Annotated in this window: 18 protein-coding genes and 1 pseudogene; 7 read left to right on the top strand and 12 right to left on the bottom strand. The window is 44.7% G+C overall.

Annotated elements, in window-relative coordinates; genetic code table 11:
• Complete coding sequence (locus RJD38_RS13605) at window positions 1–828, top strand: transporter substrate-binding domain-containing protein (protein WP_065545336.1); 828 nt, start codon at window positions 1–3, stop codon at window positions 826–828.
• Window positions 829–955: 127 nt separating this feature from the next.
• Window positions 956–1,834, top strand: coding sequence for an amino acid ABC transporter permease (locus RJD38_RS13600; RefSeq protein WP_367971452.1), 879 nt, complete (start codon window positions 956–958; stop codon window positions 1,832–1,834).
• 88 nt (window positions 1,835–1,922) lie between these two features.
• Here the strand turns inward: RJD38_RS13600 and RJD38_RS13595 are convergent, their stop codons facing one another.
• The 8 genes from RJD38_RS13595 to RJD38_RS13560 form a co-directional block, all read right to left on the bottom strand.
• A complete protein-coding gene (locus RJD38_RS13595; RefSeq protein WP_156785337.1) occupies window positions 1,923–3,122 on the bottom strand; it encodes a tetratricopeptide repeat protein in 1,200 nt (399 codons plus the stop codon).
• Window positions 3,119–3,739 (bottom strand): energy transducer TonB, encoded by a 621-nt coding sequence (locus RJD38_RS13590; protein WP_065545337.1) that lies wholly within the window; start codon window positions 3,737–3,739, stop codon window positions 3,119–3,121. Before RJD38_RS13590 ends, RJD38_RS13595 begins: the two co-directional genes overlap by 4 nt.
• Complete coding sequence (locus RJD38_RS13585; RefSeq protein ID WP_005599193.1) at window positions 3,739–4,143, bottom strand: ExbD/TolR family protein; 405 nt, start codon at window positions 4,141–4,143, stop codon at window positions 3,739–3,741. Before RJD38_RS13585 ends, RJD38_RS13590 begins: the two co-directional genes overlap by 1 nt.
• Window positions 4,140–4,700: a MotA/TolQ/ExbB proton channel family protein gene (locus RJD38_RS13580; RefSeq protein WP_005599194.1), complete on the bottom strand. Its 561-nt coding sequence runs from the start codon at window positions 4,698–4,700 to the stop codon at window positions 4,140–4,142. Before RJD38_RS13580 ends, RJD38_RS13585 begins: the two co-directional genes overlap by 4 nt.
• Window positions 4,700–6,061, bottom strand: a complete 1,362-nt coding sequence (locus RJD38_RS13575; RefSeq protein ID WP_065545338.1) for a MotA/TolQ/ExbB proton channel family protein — start codon at window positions 6,059–6,061, stop codon at window positions 4,700–4,702. The genes RJD38_RS13580 and RJD38_RS13575 overlap by 1 nt, the downstream gene beginning before the upstream one ends.
• Window positions 6,061–6,822 (bottom strand): DUF3450 domain-containing protein, encoded by a 762-nt coding sequence (locus tag RJD38_RS13570; protein WP_065545339.1) that lies wholly within the window; start codon window positions 6,820–6,822, stop codon window positions 6,061–6,063. Before RJD38_RS13570 ends, RJD38_RS13575 begins: the two co-directional genes overlap by 1 nt.
• 219 nt (window positions 6,823–7,041) lie before the next feature.
• On the bottom strand, window positions 7,042–9,150 hold the full coding sequence (locus RJD38_RS13565) for a TonB-dependent siderophore receptor (RefSeq protein ID WP_065545340.1): 2,109 nt from the start codon (window positions 9,148–9,150) through the stop codon (window positions 7,042–7,044).
• A gap of 476 nt (window positions 9,151–9,626) precedes the next feature.
• A complete protein-coding gene (locus tag RJD38_RS13560) occupies window positions 9,627–10,814 on the bottom strand; it encodes a sensor histidine kinase (protein ID WP_367971362.1) in 1,188 nt (395 codons plus the stop codon).
• 51 nt (window positions 10,815–10,865) lie between these two features.
• On the opposite strand from RJD38_RS13560, the gene RJD38_RS13555 reads away from it, so the two are divergent.
• A complete protein-coding gene (locus RJD38_RS13555; protein WP_032073033.1) occupies window positions 10,866–12,074 on the top strand; it encodes an IS4 family transposase in 1,209 nt (402 codons plus the stop codon).
• 15 nt (window positions 12,075–12,089) lie between these two features.
• Here the strand turns inward: RJD38_RS13555 and RJD38_RS13550 are convergent.
• From RJD38_RS13550 to RJD38_RS13535, 4 genes and pseudogenes are all read right to left on the bottom strand, one after another.
• A pseudogene (locus RJD38_RS13550) lies at window positions 12,090–12,365 on the bottom strand (two-component sensor histidine kinase); the annotation flags it as partial.
• Window positions 12,366–12,379: 14 nt separating this feature from the next.
• Window positions 12,380–13,045, bottom strand: coding sequence for a response regulator transcription factor (locus RJD38_RS13545; RefSeq protein WP_005599205.1), 666 nt, complete (start codon window positions 13,043–13,045; stop codon window positions 12,380–12,382).
• Between the two features lie 170 nt (window positions 13,046–13,215).
• Window positions 13,216–15,807, bottom strand: coding sequence for a TRAP transporter permease (locus RJD38_RS13540; RefSeq protein ID WP_065545342.1), 2,592 nt, complete (start codon window positions 15,805–15,807; stop codon window positions 13,216–13,218).
• A 149-nt stretch (window positions 15,808–15,956) separates the two neighbouring features.
• Entirely contained in the window at window positions 15,957–16,928 is a 972-nt protein-coding gene (locus RJD38_RS13535; protein WP_005598638.1) for a TAXI family TRAP transporter solute-binding subunit, read from the bottom strand.
• A gap of 641 nt (window positions 16,929–17,569) precedes the next feature.
• Between RJD38_RS13535 and RJD38_RS13530 the strand changes: the two genes are divergently transcribed.
• The 4 genes from RJD38_RS13530 (at window position 17,570) to RJD38_RS13515 (ending at window position 21,428) form a co-directional block, all read left to right on the top strand.
• Window positions 17,570–18,289 carry a glycerophosphodiester phosphodiesterase family protein gene (locus RJD38_RS13530; RefSeq protein ID WP_005598636.1) on the top strand — a complete coding sequence of 240 codons (720 nt, stop codon included), beginning with the start codon at window positions 17,570–17,572 and terminating at the stop codon, window positions 18,287–18,289.
• A 243-nt stretch (window positions 18,290–18,532) separates the two neighbouring features.
• A complete protein-coding gene (locus tag RJD38_RS13525; RefSeq protein WP_005598635.1) occupies window positions 18,533–18,928 on the top strand; it encodes a SulA-like leucine-rich domain-containing protein in 396 nt (131 codons plus the stop codon).
• Between the two features lie 266 nt (window positions 18,929–19,194).
• The gene (locus tag RJD38_RS13520) at window positions 19,195–20,298 is read left to right on the top strand and encodes a phosphoribosylaminoimidazolesuccinocarboxamide synthase (RefSeq protein WP_005598633.1); all 1,104 of its coding nucleotides are present in this window, start codon (window positions 19,195–19,197) and stop codon (window positions 20,296–20,298) included.
• A 221-nt stretch (window positions 20,299–20,519) separates the two neighbouring features.
• A complete protein-coding gene (locus RJD38_RS13515; RefSeq protein WP_083163375.1) occupies window positions 20,520–21,428 on the top strand; it encodes a LysR family transcriptional regulator in 909 nt (302 codons plus the stop codon).
• Window positions 21,429–21,500: the final 72 nt, after the last annotated feature.

The raw sequence follows: 21,500 nt of genomic DNA, 5'->3' as shown, positions 1-21,500 counted from the left end.
ATGAAGTTATTCAAAGCAACCATCACAGCGTTATTAGGGGTAGCCATCGCGATCCCTTCGTTAGTGAGCGCACAAGAGCAAGCAAATGCGACCTCTAATCTGGAAGCCATCAATGAGCGCGGCACACTACGCGTAGGCATGTCGACCTTTGTCCCTTGGGCAATGCGTAATAAACAAGGTGAATTGATTGGTTTTGAGATTGATGTCGCCAAGCGACTTGCGGCAGATTCTGGCTGGAAAGTGGAATTTGTTCCCACCGCATGGGATGGCATTATTCCCGCGTTGTTAGCCAAAAAATTTGACGTCATCATTGGCGGAATGTCTGTGACACCTGAACGTTCTAAAAGTGTGTTGTTCACTGCACCTTATTCACACTCAGGGGTACAAGTTGCAGCCAATAAAGAACTCGCGGAAGGCTTTACTAAACTTGAAGATTTCGACTCGCGTCGAGTAAAAATTGCCGCTCGTCGCGGTGCTTACACGGTCCAAGTGGCTCGCGAAACGTTTCCTAAAGCGAAAATCCTTCAGTTTGATGACGACTCTCAAGCCTTCCAAGAAGTGCTGAATGGTAATGCGCATGCCGTTATTGCTTCGAGCCCAAAACCGGAACATGAAACAATTAAGCATGCTGACAAACTGTTCTTACCGTTTAGCGAACGCTTATCTCAAGGCAATGAAGCCTTTGCAGTACGTTTAGGCGAAGATGACAAACAAGCCTTTTTCGACCAATGGATTGAGCAACGTACGCAAGATGGTTGGTTAAAAGAGCGTTATGAATATTGGTTCTCAACCTTAGATTGGCAAGATCAAATTGCCCAAGGACAGTAAATCATTGCCATTAAAGGCAACGAACACGGGAAAACAACGCCAATTGAACATCGCGTTCAATTGGCAATCTCAAGCTTGGAGTATATGAGTGAGCAAGCCCCTTCCATCCAAAACCTTATCCACCAAAATCCCTAACGCCATATCGCCTTGGCGCTTTAAGCCATTGGATTGGGTATTGCTGGCACTCTGCTTTGCACTGTTTGCTTGGTTATATCATCGCTCTACCGTCGGGGTTAATTACATTTGGCACTGGCAGAAAGCACTGGATTTACTGTTTACTCCGCGTGCAGATGGCAGCTTACCCTATTTCTTTCAGGGGTTATTCGCGACGTTGCGCCTGAGTTTATGGGGGATTGTTTTTACGGTCGTGGTCGGCGTTGGGTTAGGTTTAGCTAAGTTTTCACAATCCACATGGCTTAATGTGCCAGCGAATGCTTTTATCCAGTTGGTACGTAATATCCCACCGCTGGTTTTTGTCTTCATATTTTACTTTTTTATCTCTAATCAACTTATCCCATTGTTGGGGTTGGAAAACCTGCTACGTAACTATTCAGATGAACTTAATCCTTTTCAGCAGTTTTTCTTTGGCCCTGCCAATCTATGGGAAAACCTCGCCTCTGGTGTGTTATGTATTGGCTTACTCTCTTCCGCTTATATTGGCGAGATAGTACGTGCCGGTTTGCAAGGCGTTGATCAGGGCCAATGGGAAGCCGCCGATTCTCTTGGCATGTCTCGTTGGGCCAAATATCGATATGTTATCGCACCCCAAGTGCTCAAAGCGATTACACCTGCGCTGGCTGGACAAACCATTTCTTTAGTCAAGGATACTTCTATCGTGTCACTCATTTCGATTCAAGAAATGACCTTTGTTGGCACCGAAATGGCTAATTCTTCGGGCTATATTTTTGAGATCTGGCTGATTGTCGGATTGGTCTATTTTCTTATTTGTTTTGGCTTATCGATGTTTTTCCGCTTTGTTGAGCATCGTAGTCGCGCGGGCGAATAAGCCCTACAGACAAGCGTAAAGCAACAGATTGACGAGTTCGATATGACAAAAAGGGAGCCGAAGCTCCCTTTTACTTTTCTAATTCGAATTACGATACCGTTTGATTCGCTCGGCGTAATTGCGAAAGATATTTTATCCAGCTTTTTGACTGACTGCTCGGCTCAATATTATCGGCTTGCTTAGCATGAATCAGAGCTTGCTCTAATTGATTTAACTTGTAGTAAGCACGTGTTTTAGCCAAAGCGACATCCGCCTTACGCCCCTGAACACGATCAAGTACCGTTAATGCTTGCTGATATTGCCCTTCTTGCACCAATAACTGAGCAACATTCCAATGGTATTTCGCGGCTTGTTTGGCTGCCAATTGCCATTGCTTGGTCGCCTTCTGCCATTCTCGTGCTTGTTGCCAGTAACTGGCTTGAGAAACAATCAGATCAAGATCGGTGGTCGCACCTTCTAATTGGGATAGCTCCATAGCCGCTCTCTCAGGAATGCCTCTTTGCGCGTACAGTTGGGCAAGCAAAACACGGTCTTGTTGCGACAATGCTACACCTTGCCCTTTTGCCAACGCTAACGTACTTAATGCTTGTTTGTTCTGGCCTTGCTGCAACTGCAAACTCACTAGTTGACGCCACCAGTTCACTTTGTCCGGTTGCAGTGAGACCAATTTTTCAAGTGTCGGGATAGCGTCATTCCAACGCTTCAGTTGCAGTTGTGCCCCCAACTTTAATGACAGGGGTTGCAGCTCATCTTTGGCTTGGAAACGACGATACTTGTCAATCGCAGGGATAACCGCTTTCCACTGTTCAATCTGGTAATGAGCTTGCGCAATACGCAACCAAATTTGGTCTTCTGTCTGACTCTCAGGAACCTGCTTTGCTAACTGATAGTAATGAGGTAATGAAGCACTAAACTGTTGATCACTGAGCAGTAAATCCGCCAACATTTTCTCAGTTACCCAGGCCTGCTCGTCTTCAAGTTTTTTGCTCTCGACAGCCAACTTAAGCTGCTTAATTGCGGGTTTCGTCTGACCATCTTGCCAGTAAAACACACCAAGCATCCGAGCGACGAACGCTCGATCATAGCTTTTAGACGTTTCAATCTTTCGCAGAGCTTGAATCGCTTCAGCAAACTTCTCGTCTTGCGCCAATTGATTCGCTTTTTGCACTCGGATGGCCGTGTACTGGCTAAGCTCAGCAGCATTGACAACAGACACGCCAACAACACTACTACCGGCCGAAATCGCGATAAAACCTAGCACAGCCGTGAATAATTTACGTATTATCATTTGGCTAACTTAAACTCCAATCGAACAGCTTGACCTAGTTGCGCTAACGCATTGCCATCTTCAACCTTAGGTTGATACTTCCATTTTTTCAGCGCACGAATGGCTTCTTTCTCAAACATACGCTTAGGATTGGCTTCTAACACTTCGATGTCCTGTGGGCGTCCTGTTGGATCAATGGTGAATTTAAGCACCACATAACCTTGAGCCCCGCGTTTAAGCGCGCGCGCAGGATAACGAGGCTCAACACGGTAGAGCGGCATGGCTTGCTGATTGACGCCAAAGTCCCCAAAGGTAGGCGCATTGATCGCTAAACCGTCTATGGTGGTGCTCAGCCCTAACATCGGTTGCATGGCCATTGGTGACACGTTGGTCACTTGATTCTTGGCCTGTGAAACAGGTGCCTGATCTGGGACTTCCGGGGCTTTAGGCTGCTCAGGAACACTACGCTGACGGCGTTGTACGTCTTGTTCGTTTTCCACCATAACCATATTAAAACTTAACGCTTCACTAGGCTCGGGCGCACGGCGATGACCACCATCGACCATCCATGCCATAAAACTAAACAGCGCTAATGCAATCACACCTGCAATGGGTAAAGCAAAAAGAACACGCAACACTACTTTTTCTCCGCCGCTAGCGCGATATTTTTCACGCCCGCGCCTTTCGCTGCATCCATCACTTTAACAACAGTACCGCTATAAGCATGCTCATCGGCTTGGATCACCAATGATGCATCAGGCTTATCGAGTAAAAGATGCTCTAACGTTGCTTGCACACGCTCTACATCCACCACTCGTTTATCAATATAGATATCGTTCGCTGAAGTAATCGCGACAAAAATGCCCGCGTCTTTTTGGCTCACTACATTTGAAGCCTGAGGACGATTCACTTCCACACCAGACTCTCGTACAAACGAGCTGGTGACAATAAAGAAGATCAACATGATAAAGACAATATCGAGCATCGAAGTAAGGTCGATTTGCGCCTCTTCTTGTTTATGTTGGCGTCTACCGAGTCTCATCGCTGACTCCTTAATGATTTTTCTAATTTAATTTCTCGAAGTTGACAAGCTTTCGCCAAACGAGCATGAACAAACATGCCGGCTAGCGCTGCAACCATACCCGCCATGGTAGGTAACGTTGCTAATGAAATACCTGACGCCATCAATTTGGGATTACTGCTGCCTTGCGTCGCCATGACATCAAACACTGAAATCATACCCGTCACAGTGCCAAGCAAACCTAACATTGGGCAAATCGCCACCAGCACTTTGATCATATTAAGGTTTTGATGCAAAGCCATATGTGCTTGTGCAATCCAACTGTCGCGTATGGCATGCGCATACCAAGAACTCTGCTCTTGGCGTTGATGCCATTGATTGAGCCAGTCTTGACGTAATTTTGGGTAATGGACAAGCAAAAAGATCACTCGCTCTACAATCAAAACCCAGCATATCAATACGACCAGCCCTAACCACCAGAGTACCTGACCACCCTGCTCCATAAAGCTTTGCAACGACATAACCCAATCACTGGTTTGAATACCACTGGGCAACCATGAGATTGAAAACAGTTCCATTACGCAGCATTCTCTACAGTGCGTACTGGTGCGCTTGGCAACGCTTTTTCTGCTTGTTCAGCCACAATACCAATACCTTGCTTTTCAAGAATATTACGAATGCTTTCCGCTTGTGAGCTCAACACATTGTGTGCCAGTAACAGAGGCATTGCGGCAATCAGGCCAAGCACTGTCGTCACAAGCGCCATTGAAATACCACCCGCCATGACTTTAGGATCACCGTTACCAAACTGGGTAATGACTTGGAAAGTCTCAATCATACCCGTTACCGTACCTAACAGGCCCAACATTGGCGCCAAAGCAGCCAACAGTTTCAACATTGAAAGGCCCTTTTCAAGTTGCGCTTGTTCATCAACCACAACCTCAAGCAAACGCAATTCAAGTGCTTCAACACTACGATTTTGTTCTTTGTTGTAGACCGCTAAAATTCGGCCTAATGGGTTGTTGCCCGGTACATTTGGCGTTTTTAGTTGCGCACGAATTTTTTGACGAGCCATAGCCAAACTCACACCACGGAATACCGCAATGATCACACCAATAGCCAACAGACCAAGAATGATTTGACCTACTACACCGCCCGCTTGCAGACGATCTTTCAGGCTTGGTTCCAAAGCCAATTGCTCAAGCATGATGCCACGCGACGGGTCAACCACGACATTTTGTAACGCGCCGTTTTGCAGATCACTCACTAACGATAATGTCGGGCCCTTTTCGGGTTGTTTTAAGTACGCTTTAGCTTCTGCTTTTTGACCATTCCATGCCAAGTAGCCGTTGTTACCAACCAAACCAATCGCTCCTAGACGAGCAACATCGACTTGATTCGTTTTACCTTCACCGTCAACAAAGTTCACTTGGCTAAAGCTAATCATGCCACCCGCTTGAACTTGTTCATCTAACGCTTTCCACAAAGCAGTTAATTGAGGCATCGAAGGTAAGCTTGTCGCCGCAATAATTTGTTCAATTTGGGCATTATAAGACTGCGCATCAACACCGGTGACGGATTGATTTAACTCGGTTTGTAGCTCTTTTGCATTTTGACGAACGACACCAAAGACTTCACCAAGGCTGCCAGTTTCAAGGCGTAACTGTTCTTCAAGGCGTGCTAACGCATCCTCGTTTTTGCCAAACGTTTCCGCTAATTTGTCGTTTTGTGTTTGTAGTTGATTGCGCTTAGCATCCAACTTCGCTTTAAGCTCTGCCAGTTCTTTCTCTGTGGCTTTAAAACCCGATTCACGGCTTTGGTTATGTTTAGCTTGTTGACTGTTTTCCACTTTCGCTTGGGTGGCAAAATCACTACTCGCAGAAGTAGTAAAAGAAAGCACGCTCAATGCACAAGCTGAAACGAGTAATTTAAGTTTCATTATTTCGTCTCCGCTAGCAGTGAAACTGGAATGGTAATAAGGCTTGGCGCGGTTTGTTTCGCCGCCATTGCATACGCTTTATCAAGATCAGATTTTGCCGAACTATCAACGATCACCCAATCATTAGCCTGCTTATCCCATGCCCAGAATGTATTGCCGTTTAAGCTTCTGGCGATAAGAGCGATACGCCCAAGGTGTAAAATATCCGCTTCACGCTGTTCACCCGCTAACGTAATTTTCCCTTGGTATAAACCCAGCTTAGTGCCGTAATCCATTTCAATTTGGTACGCTTCCAAAATACGACGATATTTTTCTGCATCACTAATATCAGCACGTGTCATTAAAGTTTGTAGCTTCTCAATTCGCTCAAAACGTTGTTGTTTTTTGATTGGTGCATCGGCTTCAATACGTTGTTGTAATGCCTCTACCATTTGGTACATCAAAGGCACAACACCTTGGCGCGTCACTTTAATTTCTTGTACTTGGGCATCGATGTTCGCCATCTCTTGCTCTTGATTAATAATCAAAGCTGAAAGATGCTTTTGATACACTTCTAAGTTTTTGACTTCTTCTTCAAGCTGTTCAATCTCAGCTTGCAATCTAAGCGTGGTATCAGCGCTGTTATCAATGCGCTTTTGGCTTGCAACAGAGGCAGAGTTAGTTTTATTTTGGATCGCTTGCGCGCTGTCGAGGCTTGAGGCTGAGACTGGGCTAATTGCCGCTGAAATTACAATCGCTAAACTGGTTTTAAATAAGTTCATAGTCTTAAAATGTTCGAGAAATCAACAATCAAGCAAATTTGCTTGACACTTAAATTTTCAAATTCTATTTGATAAATATTATCATTAATATTTGCCAACGGGTAGCCATAATCTGTTGTAAACATTAAACACGTTCTGATTTGAGGCTTACGAAAGACAACGGAAAACACCGCTCAAGCTCGAGCGGTGTTTATTTACATTTCGTTTAATACACGAGGTTTAGAATGTCGCATTTACTGAGACCTTAAAGCGACGTTCGTTGCCATAATGGACGTCAGTCACAACACCATTACTTGTACTCCCCCCCGTTCCCGCAACGTAATCGGTATCAAATAGGTTTTCGATATTGAATCGGAAATCCCAATTGACGTAATCACTATTGATTGAGTGCGAAGCACCAGTATCTACACGAGTGTACCCGTCTAGCTTAACGGTGTTTGCATTATCAGCCCAACGTTCGCCTTGATAGAACAAACCGAAGTTAAAGGCAGTCGCTTCTGTCATTGAATAACGAGTCCATACTGAACCAGACCATTCTGGTACGTTCGCTGGTGCTTTGTCTTGGTACTTATCATGCTTGTCGTAGTTAGCATTTAGATACATACCAGACATCATCAGGAACCAGTTATCCGAGATTTGACCTTGTGACCCAATTTCTGCACCAATATGACGTTGAATACCATTTTGGGTAGTAATGCCGCCTTCAGTAATACTGATGTTGCGTTTTTCAATATCAAACACCGCACCAGTCAGTAATAAACGGCTGTCCATTAACTCCCATTTGGTGCCCATTTCATATTGGCGGCTTTCTTCTGGCTTGCGCTCTGTGATACTTCTGTCGTCGTTAACCACATTACTTACTGGGTTAAAGCTCTCAGAGTAGTTCGCGTAAATGCTACCATTGTATGTTGGGTGATAAATGATGCCCGCTTTTGGCGAGAATGACTCACTGTCATTAGCCCCTTTCACAACTTGGTCTGTGCTCGTTGTGCCATCGGCAAAGTACATGTCGTAACGACCACCAATCAGCGCTTGCCATTGGTCATTGAAAGTGATCAAATCTTGTACATAGAAGCCGTAATAGTTGTTATCACTCTTATATGTAGAGTTATCATTATGGTAATCAAGACCTGGGTTGGCTGGATTATCACCAGCATTTACACCCACAGTGCTGCCTTTCACTCGAAGCTGAGCATAGTCATAGAACTGACCATTCATGCCCATCAACACTTGGTGGTCCACATCTAGTGCCGTAAATTCACCGTGTAGATCAGCATGGAACGCTTTGGTTTTCCATGTGTCATGACGGTCAAATGGGCTCAGCGTGTAGCTACCATCAACCAGAGTCTGATCTGTCGGCTTCGGAGAAGAATCATAACGGTGACGCTTCATTTCTTGCGAGTTGAAGCTAAAGTTTGCACGCCATTGACTGCTTAGGTACACATCTAAATCTGCGCCCCAGTTTTCAACATCGTTATCAATAAATGACCAGTTCGCATCACGAATCATGTCACGACTGCCAATAACATTGCCATTTAGATCTAACCAAGTACCAGTATCCAGAGGTGCTCTGTCACTGGTTTTTTCGTAGTTAAACGACAGTAAGCCCCAGTCTGACAGATCGGCTTCAATCACACCGTAACCGAGGAAGCGATCACGTTCGCGTTCATCACCCGTTGCGTATTTACGGCTTTCAACCGAGTCTTGTTTTACCAACACTGTGCGACCGCGAAGTGAGCCTGACTCGTTGAGCTTACCTGACGCATCAATATGATGGTGAGTACTGCCCAAGTCGTCAAAGTTGGTACCAACATTCACTCGTGGAGCTTCCGTTGGTTTCTTAGAGACCATGTTGATCAAACCGCCCGGAGCGGCACGGCCGTAAAGCAAACTTGAAGGGCCTTTGATCACTTCAATGCTTTCAAGTGTTTCAATCGGCAACATGTAATGAGTAAACAAAGAATGACCATTTCTTAAATAGCCATTGCTTGAAGAAAGTTCAAAGCCACGAAGATAAAACACTTCACGGTTCCATTTTTGTGTACCCGCACTTACACTCGCGTCGTTTTGTAGCGCTTCACCTAAGGTTGTCGCTAATTGCTCATCAAGAACAATCTCAGGGATAACATTAATGGATTGCGCTGTATCAAGCATGCTGGTATCCGTACGCATTGCTCCAGTCGCACTATCCACTTTGTAGTCGTTAAAACTCTGAGCATGAACAACAATCGTTTCGTCTACGGGTGTGTTGCTCTCTTGTGCTAAAACAACGGGGGTATTTAGCGCGAATAATACAGCGCTACAAATGGATGTTACTTTGAAATTCATTTTTATTTCCCTACTCATTTTTATATTTACCGTGACATGAATTAATCACCGTAAATAACAATGATTTTACGAGTCGAAATGTACTGGTAATGATTGGCAACCGTCGTAGGTCTGTTCCTACAACTGATCACTGAAACTATGCGCTACGCGCAAGTTCGACTTGTGCCCTTAAAGCCCGGCTTGAAACGCGGTTTCCTCTACTGGGCACCCTAGTTTCAAGATGTCATTCATTCCAAATCGTTCTAACTCTTAGTAAGTCGATCGGTTTATTTACAGCCCACTGCGACTGCCCTATTGAACGAAAGAGAATATAATTGATAATCACTATCATTTGCATTGAAATTTACATTCTTTGCATTTGTCAGGCAAATATTACATTTCTCCCAAGGGACTGTTAGTTGGTACTTTTCTTTAAGAAACGAACTTTAAGGCAAAAAAAACACGCCGATTGGCGTGCTCTTTTGTGTAGAAATGAACTAATTGGGGAAGAGAAGCTCGATGCGTAAGCCACCATCACTACGATTGGATGCTTGTACTTGGCCATGCATTAAATGCATCGCTTCTTTGACAATGGCAAGGCCAAGCCCATAGCCTCCCGACTTCTTATCACGTGCCGATTCTAACCGCGTAAAAGGTTGAAATATCTCATCCAGCCGGCTGGTCGGAATACCTTTACCATCATCCTGCACCGCCACCACACTGTACTCTTTCTCATCTTGAGTAAGGCTGTAAAGCAATACTTCGATATTGGCTTGCTCGCCCGCATATTTTCCAGCATTGGTGATCAAATTACGCACACAACGTACAACCAAGCGCTCGTCAGCCAACACCTGGCTCTGTGCTTGGCTCGGAATAAAACTCAAACGTTGTTGCGGCCCAATATCGAACTGACTTTGATTTACTTGTGATGCCACATAGCTTTCTAAATCGACCGATTTTAGTTTCACTTCATAGCGCGAGTTTTCAAGTTGACTAAACGTGAGGATCTCGGCGACTAGAGAGTCCATCTCTTCCACTTCCCTTTCCACTCGCTCGACTAAACTGCGATCCTTCTCTGATACTTTGTATTTTAGCAGATGCAAGGCTAGGTTTTGTCGCGCCAGTGGCGTGCGCAGCTCGTGGGATACATCACGTATCAAGCGCTTTTGCTTTTCCGCTAACGAGTGAATTTGAATACTCATCTGATCGAAATCTTCCGCCAGTTCGTTAAACTCACGTGTATTCGATTTTAACTCCGCCACCACATTGACGTTAAAATCCCCTCGAGCAAGACGATGACTCGCCTCTCTTAATCGATCGAGTGGCTGTTGTAACTTACGCGCCAAAATCAGAGAAAAGAGTGCCAAAATAAAGAAAGCGATGACAAATTTACTGATCGCTAAGTAACTAAGAAAGCGATGTGCGGGGTGCAGATGACTTGGTAACTGAACCACCAAGGTATGATCATCAATCAATGGTTGACCAATCAATGGCTTGGCAACTCTATCACCCATCATCTGATCTAACTGACGCAAAAACTTCAGTTTAAAGGCGAAATGGGGATGCATTTTACGGTGCGTGATCGGCTGGTTATTTTTATCCAACACAAACAGATAGTAAGGCTGAGCGCTGAGGAATCCCCTAATGATTTTGATAAAAATCATAAATTTAAGGTAGATGCACATCTTGTCATGTGATCAAATGGTTCTGAGAAAAATCAATAACCAGACAACAAGATGTGCGAACTCGATATTTTACACGACTCTCTTTACCAATTCTGCCCTGAATTGCACTTAAAACGACTCAACAGTTTAACGCTGGCTTGCCACGCATTACTTGAATGTAAAACGCTCACTCTTACCGAACTTGGTCGTAACCTGCCAACGAAAGCCAGAACAAAACATAACATCAAACGAATCGACAGATTGTTAGGTAATCGTCACTTGCACAAAGAGCGACTCGCTGTATACCGTTGGCATGCCAGCTTTATCTGTTCAGGTAATTCGATGCCCATTGTTCTTGTTGACTGGTCTGATATTCGTGAGCAAAAACGGCTTATGGTATTGCGGGCTTCGGTGGCACTACATGGTCGTTCTATTACTCTTTATGAGAAAGCCTTTCCGCTTTCAGAGCAATGTTCAAAGAAGGCTCATGACCAATTTCTAGCCGACCTTGCAAGCATTCTACCGAGTAACACTACACCGCTCATTGTCAGTGATGCTGGCTTTAAAGTGCCATGGTATAAATCCGTTGAAAAGCTAGGTTGGTACTGGTTAAGTCGAGTCAGAGGGAAAGTGCAATATGCAGATTTAGGTGCGGAAAACTGGCAACCTATCAGCAACTTACATAGCATATCCTCAAGTCGCTCAAAGACTTTAGGCTATAAGAGGTTGACTAAGAGCAACCCAATTTCATGTCAAATTGCACTGTATAAATCACGTCCTAAAGGCCGAAAAAATCAGCGTTCGACACGGACTAATTGTCATCATCCGTCACCTAAAATCTACTCCGCTTCGACAAAAGAACCATGGGTTTTAGCGACTAACTTGCCCGTTGAAATCCGAACACCAAAGCAACTTGTTAGGCTCTACTCGAAGCGTATGCAAATTGAAGAAACCTTCCGAGACTTGAAAAGCCCAGCCTACGGTTTAGGCCTCCGTCATAGCCGAACTAGCAGCTCAGAGCGCTTTGATATCATGCTGCTAATCGCCCTAATGCTTCAACTGACATTTTGGCTTGCTGGAGTTCATGGTCAGAAACAAGGTTGGGATAAGCACTTCCAAGCTAACACTGTCAAAAATCGAAATGTACTCTCAACAGTGCGCTTAGGGATGGAAGTTTTGCGGCATTCTGGCTACACAATAACGAGGGAAGACTTGCTCGCGGCTGCAACCCTGCTTGCTCAAAATCTATTCAAACATGGTTGTGCTTTGGGGAAATTATGAGGGGATCCCTCAGGGCTGAGCGTTGGCCCAATCGGCCAACTCGTCCATATCACCATCTTCAATCATTACATTGGCTTGAGCGGCAAGATCGCGTAATTCACTTTTGACCGAATCAGGTAAAACCAATACGGTACGAATCAAAGCCTGCTCTGTGATCCCTTGCAGCAATAAGATGCTCAAGACCACCACTGACATATAACTAAATAGCTGAAATGCCAAACTGCCTTTACGTTTGCCAATCACACGGGCAGATAGCCGACTAAAAAAGGCAGATAGGGTTGAATTCACCATGGGCTCCCGATGACTTACTCAAGAACGCTGGCAACAAAGCTATAGCCTCGCCCACGCACGGTTTTAATATGCTGCTTAGACATCCCCGCTTCGACCAATTTGCGGCGAACATTACTGATGTGCATATCGAGGTTACGATCAAAAGGACTGAGCTCTTTTTTTAGCACTTCGATTTGCAATTGCGCCTTGGAAATCACAACACCTTCGTTTCGCATCAAATAATTAAGTAGATCTGCTTCTGTCCCGGTAAAAGGTAAACCAGAAACAGACTCTGAAAATCCATTTTGATCGGAACAGTAACTTTGACGCTGCTTTTCTAAGCCAACTCGACGAAAAATCGCTTTAATCCGAGTCAACAACTCTGGCACTTTAAACGGTTTAGCGACGTATTGATCCGCCCCCGCTTGGTAACCGTCTAACATTGAAGATTCATCATTAAGCGCTGTAAGCATCAAGATAGGCGTCGCAAAGCGCTGGCAAATTCGGCGCGCCACTTGTAAACCACTTAATTTAGGCAGCATGACATCCAGCAACACCAGATCGACCGGATGCTTTTCAATATATTGCAACGCGCTTTCACCACAGTGAACACACTCTACCTGATAGCCTTCTAACGTGAGAACTTCTGATATCAACTGACACAGTTCAATATCATCATCAACGACCAAAATTTTCGACATTTTTCTTTTTTCGCAGCACTGAAGGATGCGATTCTAAATCGCAACCATTATCAGTACAAGTAATAGTCTCTAAATACTCCGTATTGATATTGCAGAGAAAAGAAAACCCAGCATAGCTGGGTTTTAACTCATTGTTCTAAAATGAATATTTTGAGAAACAAAATGAAGGGTTATGCGCTCGCGAGCCTCAACTCTTTCGCTACTCTTCGTCGTTGCATTGCCACGACCAAGCCAAATAATAGCAAGGCAGGAATCCACATCCACTCTTTGCGAACACGTTCAACGGTAATTCGAACGTCGATGATTTGCTGGTCAAACTGCAAACCGGCCGCTTCAGCAGGGCTAGCAAAGGCCACAATATCGATGAATGTCTTCTCGTCTTGTTGGTAGGTTTCAAGACCTAAAGCATCCAACCGGTCTTGACCACTCTGCCCTTCTGGCACTTCTAGCAGCACCGAGAATTCACGCATTTTACCTACGCTATCTTCACCACTAATGCGCATTCTCAGAACATCACCAGGCTCTAAAGACTCTAACGTTTGTGTCATCACTTTCGGGTTGGTTGATTGGTAAGGATCGACAACTAAATCAACCCAATATCCCGGTCTAAATAAGGTAAAGGCCACCAACAGCAGTAATACGCCTTCATACCATTTGTTACGAGTTAAGAACCATCCCTGCGTGGCAGCGGCAAAAATTAACATCGCCACCGTCGAGACAATAAAGATTGCGATACCATGGGCCCAATCCACATCAATCAATAACAAATCGGTATTAAAGATAAATAGGAATGGCAGCGCAGCAGTTCGTAAGCTGTAATAAAACGCGGTTAAACCGGTTTTGATCGGATCGCCTTTCGAAACCGCAGCCGCCGCAAAGGAAGCTAAGCCAACCGGTGGCGTCACATCAGCCATAATGCCGAAATAAAACACGAATAAGTGCACCGCAATTAACGGAACAATCAGGCCATGTTGTTCACCCAGAGTGACGATCACCGGCGCTAATAGGCTCGAAACGACAATATAGTTCGCTGTTGTTGGCAAGCCCATACCAAGGATCAAGCTAAGTACTGCCGTTAATAGCAACATCAGTAGCAGATTGCCCATCGACAGCATTTCAACCAAGTCAGCCAGTACTAAGCCAACACCGGTTTGAGAGACTGCACCAACAATAATACCGGCAGTCGCGGTAGCGATACCGATACCAATCATATTGCGCGCACCCGCTACCAAGCCTTCACGTAAATCAATACAACCCTCTTTGAAAGAGCCGTAGTTGTGTTTACCGTCTTTGCGCATCCAGTTAAGCAGTGGACGTTGAGTCAAAACGATAACCACCAGAATTACCGATCCCCAAAATGCCGATAAGCCCGGTGACAAACGTTCCACCATCAAACACCAAACAAGCACCACTACAGGTAACAAATAATGCAGCCCCGACAATAGCACTTGACGAGTATTGGGTAATTGGTCCAGCGGCTGGTTTGGATCTTCTGGCGGTAATGGCTCATTATTGGCCGCAATACGCAAGAGTCCTAAATAGGCAATAGCAAGCAACAACGCGACACCTTGCAATGCATACTCACCCAGCGCGGGTTTTAGCCAGCCAAGGCCATAGTAGACCGCCATCGATAAACCGCTGACTAAGGTTACGCCGAACGCAAAGCCCGTCAAACGAGTAAGCCAAGGTTTGGATTGTGCCGTTTCAAGCGGCTGCATGCCCAACTTTAATGCTTCTAGATGAACGATATAGAGCAGTGCAATATAAGAAATCGCCGCTGGAAGAAATGCATGTTTGATGATTTCAACATAAGGAATACCAACGTATTCCACCATCAAAAATGCGGCAGCCCCCATCACTGGCGGCATGATCTGCCCATTGACCGACGAAGCCACTTCCACCGCGCCGGCTTTTTCTGCGCTAAATCCGACTTTTCGCATCATCGGAATGGTAAAGGTGCCTGTCGTCACTACGTTGGCAATTGATGAGCCGGAGATAAGACCCGTAAGACCTGATGCAACGACAGCAGCCTTTGCTGGCCCACCGCGCAAATGGCCCAGCATACTAAAGGCCAGTTGAATAAAGTAATGCCCCGCCCCTGCCCGCTCAAGCAGTGCACCAAAGAGTACAAACAAGAAGACGAAGCTGGTTGAAACGCCAAGCGCAATCCCAAATACACCTTCGGTGGTAATCCATTGGTGGTTCGCCAACGCATCAAGTTGAACACCACGGTGGGATAAGATGCCCGGCATCCAAGGTCCAGCAAGGCTGTAGATGATAAATACGATCGCAATAATAGGCAGAGCTGGACCAAGAACGCGACGCGCCGCTTCTAACAATAAAGGTAAACCAATCAGCGCGGTGACAAAATCACCCGTGGTCAATGTTCCTGGGCGCTGCGCTAAGGCTTCATACATCACAAATAAATAGAGTGACGAAGCGCAGGCAATGAGTCCGAACATGATGTCGGTAACAGGAACACGATCGCGCGGGGAGCGTTTAAACGCGGGGAAAACAAGGAAGGCAAGCAGTAAAGCAAAACCCAAATGGATCGCGCGGGTTTCGGTGTCATTCATCACACCAAAGCCGACAATGAAAGGTAACGGAGACGCAATCCAAAGTTGAAATAGTGACCAAAGCAGTGCCAATGAAGCAATGGATTTTTCCATTATGCCGCCTGGCAGTCGCGCCCCTACATCTTGGGCGATCAACTCTTCAGCCGACGTCGCATCATGTGCTGCGGTAGACATCGGTTTATCCATAGTTATTCTCTAGTTATTTTCAGTACAAAGTAAAAAGACTAAGCCTTACGAAAATCACCGAAGTAAGGCTTAGTTAAAAAGGGGAAACGCTTTTCCATCATGATGCTTGCTCATCAGCATCATGAGGAAGTTTATTGTTGTAGTAATATTTACAGCCAGCCGCGTTCTTTGTAGTAACGCACTGCTCCTTCATGAAGTGGCGCAGAGAGACCAACTTCAATCATTTCACTCTCTTGCAGATCTTTAAATGCTGGATGAAGACGTTTGAAACGGTCGATATTGGAGAAAACCGATTTAACCAGTTGGTAAACGAGTTCAGGATCGGTTTCGGCTGTGGTTGAAAGCACTGCTTTACCACCGATAGAAGGGGTATCATCTGGATTACCACGGTACATGCCACCTGGGATCACCGCTTTTGTAAAGTACGCTTTTTCAGCAAGCAGTTTATCAATTTCAGGCCCAGTCACTGCGACTAATACAGCATCAGTGGTGGTTGAGGCTTCTTGAATCGCGCCATTTGGGTGACCAACAAAGTAGCTCATTGCATCAATGTTGTTATCGCTCATCGCAGACGCTTGCTCAGCAGGTTTTAGATCCGCAACCAAACTAAACACCGACGGCTGCCAACCTTTCACTTCCATTACTTGTTCAAAAGTATCGCGCTGTCCAGAACCAGGGTTACCGATATTGACGCGCTTACCTTTAAGGTCATCTAGTTTGACGATGTCAGCATCTTTGCGCGCTAAAATGGTAAACACTTCACTTTGAAGAGAAAAGACTGCGCGAATATCTTCCATCGGTTGACTATTTTGGAATGGAGCGACACCTTCTAGCGCTTTGTATTGATGGTCAGACTGCATAATACCGAAGTTATATTCACCACTACGCAAGCCATTAACGTTCGCAACACCGCCGCCACTTGCTGGCGCATTACACTTAATGTTGTGATCGTCACCACCTCTGTTTACGAAGCGACAAATAGATTGCCCAGCTACGTAATAAACACCTGTCTGACCACCAGTACCTATGGTGATATATTGTTCTGCCGCTTGAGCATTCCCAATAAATGAGAAACCACTTATTGCCAGCGCACATGTAGAGACAAGAGTTAATCCTTTCATTCGAAAATTCCTTCTAAAGTCCTACTGAAAAATTATGCATCTGCACACATTCCAGTAGTCTTATCAATGACGACTCCGAATCATCTAACCACCCTATAAAATCAAGGTTAAACAACTCAATTAACCGAGCAAGGCAGACTTAAATTATGCAATATGGCCATATAAATAAAATTTAACCCTAACTTACCAAGTCAGTTTGAAACCATTGCACATCACCTTGCCAACAAAAAATTAACACACACCAACACAAAGTTAATCACTCAAAAAAACACCAATTCTCAACAGGCGATAATTTGGAAAATTTAACTGACCACAAATAAAGCTAATTTGGAGAAATAGTAAGCTTAAACACCTGTTTTAAAGGAAGAATTAATAACTAAGCAGTGGATGTCGTACTCTCATTGGTAGAGAAAGTGAACTTTGAACTGGATCATACTTTTTTACACCATTACGGCCTATCTTGACGCTCAATCAGCATCTAGAGTCAACCTAGTGACGTTCTTCACTTCGTGTAGATGAGAAACAGAGTGAATATAATTCAATCTCTGTGATAGACGATTTTTTCTAAGGAAAAGCATATCGACGCTAGTACATTCGATCTAAAATAGAACCAGAATAAAAACAGACAGTAAGGCTATTCTATGACGCTTACCATCGTTGGCCACCGAGGCGTCGCCGGCCAATACCCTGAAAATACGCTTGTGAGTATTCAAGCTGCGATAGACATGGGTCTAGAATGGATTGAAGTGGACATTCAACCGACTAAGGACCATCAATTAGTGGTTTGCCACGATCATACTATTGACCGTTGCAGTAACGGCCATGGGCGTGTAGACAGTTATTCACTAGAGCAGATCCAGCAGTTTGATTTTGGCGCTTGGTTCTCACCTCAGTTTAACTATCAACCGATCCTCACTCTTGAGCAATTATTGCGTTTGATTCAGCCTCTCAATATTGGTTTGAATATCGAGATTAAAGTCGACACGCAAAATTACGCCCCCGTTGTACAAGAATTAAAACGCCAACTAGAGCATTTTTCTTTACCTACCGAACGAGTATTAATCTCTAGCTTTGATCATCAAACGCTAAGAGAAGTACATAAAGCCCAACTCGGTTATCCCATAGCAGTGTTAAGTGAAAAACTATCACAGCGTGATTGGGCACTACTCGAAGAAGTCGATGCTGTCGCGTGTAACCTCAATGCTAAAACCACTAATAAACAGCAAATTGCGACATTACAGCAAGCTGGGTACCAAGTATGGTGTTTCACGGTAAACAACCCAAATCAGCTTAAACATCTACAAAACGTGAATGCCATTTTTAGCGATTTTCCGCAGCGCTTTCTCACTCCTATACAGTAAACCGATTCAAACCACTGTATAAACACCAGTCCCCACTTCCCATCGAAATGTGTTTTTCATCACATTTCGATGGGAACAGACTCTTAGCTAAAAACAAAATAAACCACATAGATTCAATCATTTAAACTCAACTCACCTCTAAACAGAACAATTTCTCTGTATATAAATCAAACATAAGGCTTGACCAATACATGCAAAATTACTACTGTATAAGCATACAGCATGTATATAAGGACAGTTAATATGATTCATACACAAGCTCACAGTCACTCTTACTCGAAGTACAATGTATTGGCGCAACCAACACAGCCAATGAACATCGCTGACTCTGTCTTGAATCGTTTAGCGGGTCTTTCTATGCAACAGCAATGGATATTTTTCACCGCTGAATGCCCTCGCCCAGATCACGCACAGTTCGCGGCATCGAATGTGGTCTGTCAAAAGATCATTCAGTTGAAGTCCTCTAATACTCAGTCTGAGCTAGAGATTGTGATTAAAGCCATTCAATCGGGTAATGCCAGCGCTGTGGTTGCTTCAAATCAAATCGACAGCGTAAATAAATCACTCCTTAAAGATTTAGCACTATCCCATGGCTGTGAAGTCTTTTTCGTCGAGGGCAGAGTAAACCAGTATCACTAATAAGCTTGACGATTTGCAGCATTGCCTTTCGCCTCTCCATGAGAGGCTTTTTCTTTTCCCCAATCACACCCACGCTACTGACATTCAAACCGCGCAATAATGCACAGACAAATTTAGCGATCATTTAGCTCTGGTAGAGATAGAATTTACCCGGTGCAAACTTTTTACGCAAACGATTGCTTTTTATCTGGCGGCCTATGTTAAATGTGGGTATGATGCCAATCAATCGGATAAACTCTCTTTCATGTAAACGATAGGAATGTCTCATGAGCCTCGCAGATCAAGTCCTCGCCGTAAACGACGATCTCCCTATTCGCACTCACAAGCCTGTTCACAGTGGTAAAGTTCGCTCGGTATATTGGTTAACCGAAGCAGACAGCCAACGTCTTATTAAAGAAAAAGGCTATGATGTTGCCCCAGATGCCCCTCTTGCCATTATGGTGATCAGCGATCGCATCTCAGCGTTCGATTGCATTTGGCATGGAGAAGGTGGCCTAAAAGGTGTGCCGGGTAAAGGCGCAGCACTAAACGCCATTTCTAATCATTGGTTTAAGCTGTTTAAAGATAATGGTTTGGCAGACAGTCATATTCTTGATATTCCACATCCATTGGTTTGGATTGTGCAAAAAGCCAAGCCGATCATGATCGAAGCGATTTGTCGTCAATACATCACTGGCTCCATGTGGCGTGCATATAGCAAAGGTGAACGTGAGTTCTGTGGTATTGAGCTTCCTGATGGATTAGAAAAAGACAAAGCCCTGCCAGAATTACTGATGACCCCTTCAACCAAAGGTATTCTTAAAGGTATACCTGGTGTACCTGAAGCCGATGACGTCAACATTACTCGCAAAAACATCGAAGAAAACTTTGCAGCATTTAACTTTAGCAAAGCTGATGACATCGCTTTGTATGAGAAACTGTTGAGCGAAGGTTTTGGGGTGATTAGCAACGCTCTGGCTGAAGTGGAACAAATCTTTGTCGATACAAAGTTCGAGTTTGGCTATGTGCACGATGCCAAAGGCAATGAAAAACTGATCTATATGGATGAAGTCGGTACGCCCGATTCCTCGCGCATTTGGGATAAACAAGCGTATCAACAAGGCAACATTGTCGAGAACTCTAAAGAAGGTTTCCGTCAATTCCTATTGAACCACTTCCCTGACCCAGACATCTTGTTGAATAAAGATCGTATGCCGGAACGTGAAGCATTGGCGCGTAACAATATACTGCCACTTGAGGCTTTAATGGATATCTCAACGACCTACACTGCGATTGCTGAAAAGATTACCGGCAAAGCCATCACGTTAAGTGATAATCCGAAGCAAGAAATTATCGATATTCTTGGCTCTCAGTACGGTTTAATCGATTAGTTCTGTGCTGATGACTCTTCATCATCAAGTTCACTAAGTCGAACCACAACTGAATGATAAACGCGCTGACACTTAAAGCGCGTTTTTTATTGCTCACCGTTTAGCACTTCCCGCGCGAAAGCATTTGAACACACCACGCTTTAAGCGATTGCGTTAAACCTTCTGCCTTCGCTTAAGTTCAGTCTATAATAGCCACTTGTACCGCCTATTTACTGCCCCTTATGGATTTCATTGCCCTTTCTCGTATTAGCCTTAAGCACTTAACCGTGTTGCATGTCATGCTAACCACTCACAGTGTTACTAGCACCGCTAATACGTTATGCGTCACACCATCAAGTGTAAGTAAAACCATGGCGCAATTGCGAGAGCAGTTGAATGACGAACTGTTTTATCGCGATGGTTCGCAGCTCGTCCCAACGCCATTTGCGCTGGGTATTGCCGCACAAATTCATAAAATTTTGGCCAGTATGAATGGCATACTGCATCAAGGCGAATTTAATCCTGCACAGTTCAATGGCTCAATAGCGCTTTCGATGCGTGAAAGCACCTTTGAACTCTTTGCGGGTAAAATCAGCCTGATACGTGAGCAGCTGCCGCAGGCGAATCAAATCAATGTTTATGCTAAAGAACAAATGAGCTTCGATTCGCTGATTCGCGGTCAAGTGGACTTTATGATCTTGCCTCATGATATCAGTCAACCACCGACGACAAGCCGTGAATTGGTATGGCAGCAATTACTCAGTGATGAAATGGTCTGCTTAATGAACCCCGCTCACCCGCTGGTCGAAAAAACATTAACCACCGAAGACTATCTTGCCTACCAACATATTGGCATTCAAGATCGCGATTTGTCTGAGCCTTACTTTGAGCAAAACCTCAAGCAGCAACACGGCACACGAAGAGTCGCGATGTCGGTGGCTGACTTTGGCGCTGCGGCTGTTATGTGTCATCACTCCATGTATCTATTGACGTGCTCTAAAATGTGGGCGCAACATGCGTTTCAAGCAAAGGGATTGGTACAAAAACCACTTCCTTTTGAATATGGTAAAGTTGCTTATAGTTTGGTGTGGAATGAGGTCAGTTTGAACGATCCTGCACTACAATGGTTGCACGCAATATTAGTGGATTAGTCGGGAAGCGATAGGAGTAGTGTGAATAAAAATACGGCATGGTCAGCACCATTCCGCATTTATTCAGTTCGA

Origin of the sequence: Vibrio scophthalmi, assembly GCF_040869025.1 — a bacterium.
Taxonomy (GTDB): domain Bacteria; phylum Pseudomonadota; class Gammaproteobacteria; order Enterobacterales; family Vibrionaceae; genus Vibrio; species Vibrio scophthalmi.
This window is presented reverse-complemented; position numbering and strand designations above follow the sequence as displayed.

Bases quoted from the DNA above. Each gene is read 5' to 3' on its own strand.
- RJD38_RS13605 (WP_065545336.1), top strand. From the start codon at position 1: ATGAAGTTATTCAAAGCAACCATCACAGCGTTATTAGGGGTAGCCATC.
- RJD38_RS13595 (WP_156785337.1), bottom strand. From the start codon at position 3,122: ATGATAATACGTAAATTATTCACGGCTGTGCTAGGTTTTATCGCGATT.
- RJD38_RS13585 (WP_005599193.1), bottom strand. From the start codon at position 4,143: ATGAGACTCGGTAGACGCCAACATAAACAAGAAGAGGCGCAAATCGAC.
- RJD38_RS13580 (WP_005599194.1), bottom strand. From the start codon at position 4,700: ATGGAACTGTTTTCAATCTCATGGTTGCCCAGTGGTATTCAAACCAGT.
- RJD38_RS13575 (WP_065545338.1), bottom strand. From the start codon at position 6,061: ATGAAACTTAAATTACTCGTTTCAGCTTGTGCATTGAGCGTGCTTTCT.
- RJD38_RS13570 (WP_065545339.1), bottom strand. From the start codon at position 6,822: ATGAACTTATTTAAAACCAGTTTAGCGATTGTAATTTCAGCGGCAATT.
- RJD38_RS13565 (WP_065545340.1), bottom strand. From the start codon at position 9,150: ATGAATTTCAAAGTAACATCCATTTGTAGCGCTGTATTATTCGCGCTA.
- RJD38_RS13560 (WP_367971362.1), bottom strand. From the start codon at position 10,814: ATGTGCATCTACCTTAAATTTATGATTTTTATCAAAATCATTAGGGGA.
- RJD38_RS13555 (WP_032073033.1), top strand. From the start codon at position 10,866: ATGTGCGAACTCGATATTTTACACGACTCTCTTTACCAATTCTGCCCT.
- RJD38_RS13545 (WP_005599205.1), bottom strand. From the start codon at position 13,045: ATGTCGAAAATTTTGGTCGTTGATGATGATATTGAACTGTGTCAGTTG.
- RJD38_RS13540 (WP_065545342.1), bottom strand. From the start codon at position 15,807: ATGGATAAACCGATGTCTACCGCAGCACATGATGCGACGTCGGCTGAA.
- RJD38_RS13535 (WP_005598638.1), bottom strand. From the start codon at position 16,928: ATGAAAGGATTAACTCTTGTCTCTACATGTGCGCTGGCAATAAGTGGT.
- RJD38_RS13530 (WP_005598636.1), top strand. From the start codon at position 17,570: ATGACGCTTACCATCGTTGGCCACCGAGGCGTCGCCGGCCAATACCCT.
- RJD38_RS13525 (WP_005598635.1), top strand. From the start codon at position 18,533: ATGATTCATACACAAGCTCACAGTCACTCTTACTCGAAGTACAATGTA.
- RJD38_RS13520 (WP_005598633.1), top strand. From the start codon at position 19,195: ATGAGCCTCGCAGATCAAGTCCTCGCCGTAAACGACGATCTCCCTATT.
- RJD38_RS13515 (WP_083163375.1), top strand. From the start codon at position 20,520: ATGGATTTCATTGCCCTTTCTCGTATTAGCCTTAAGCACTTAACCGTG.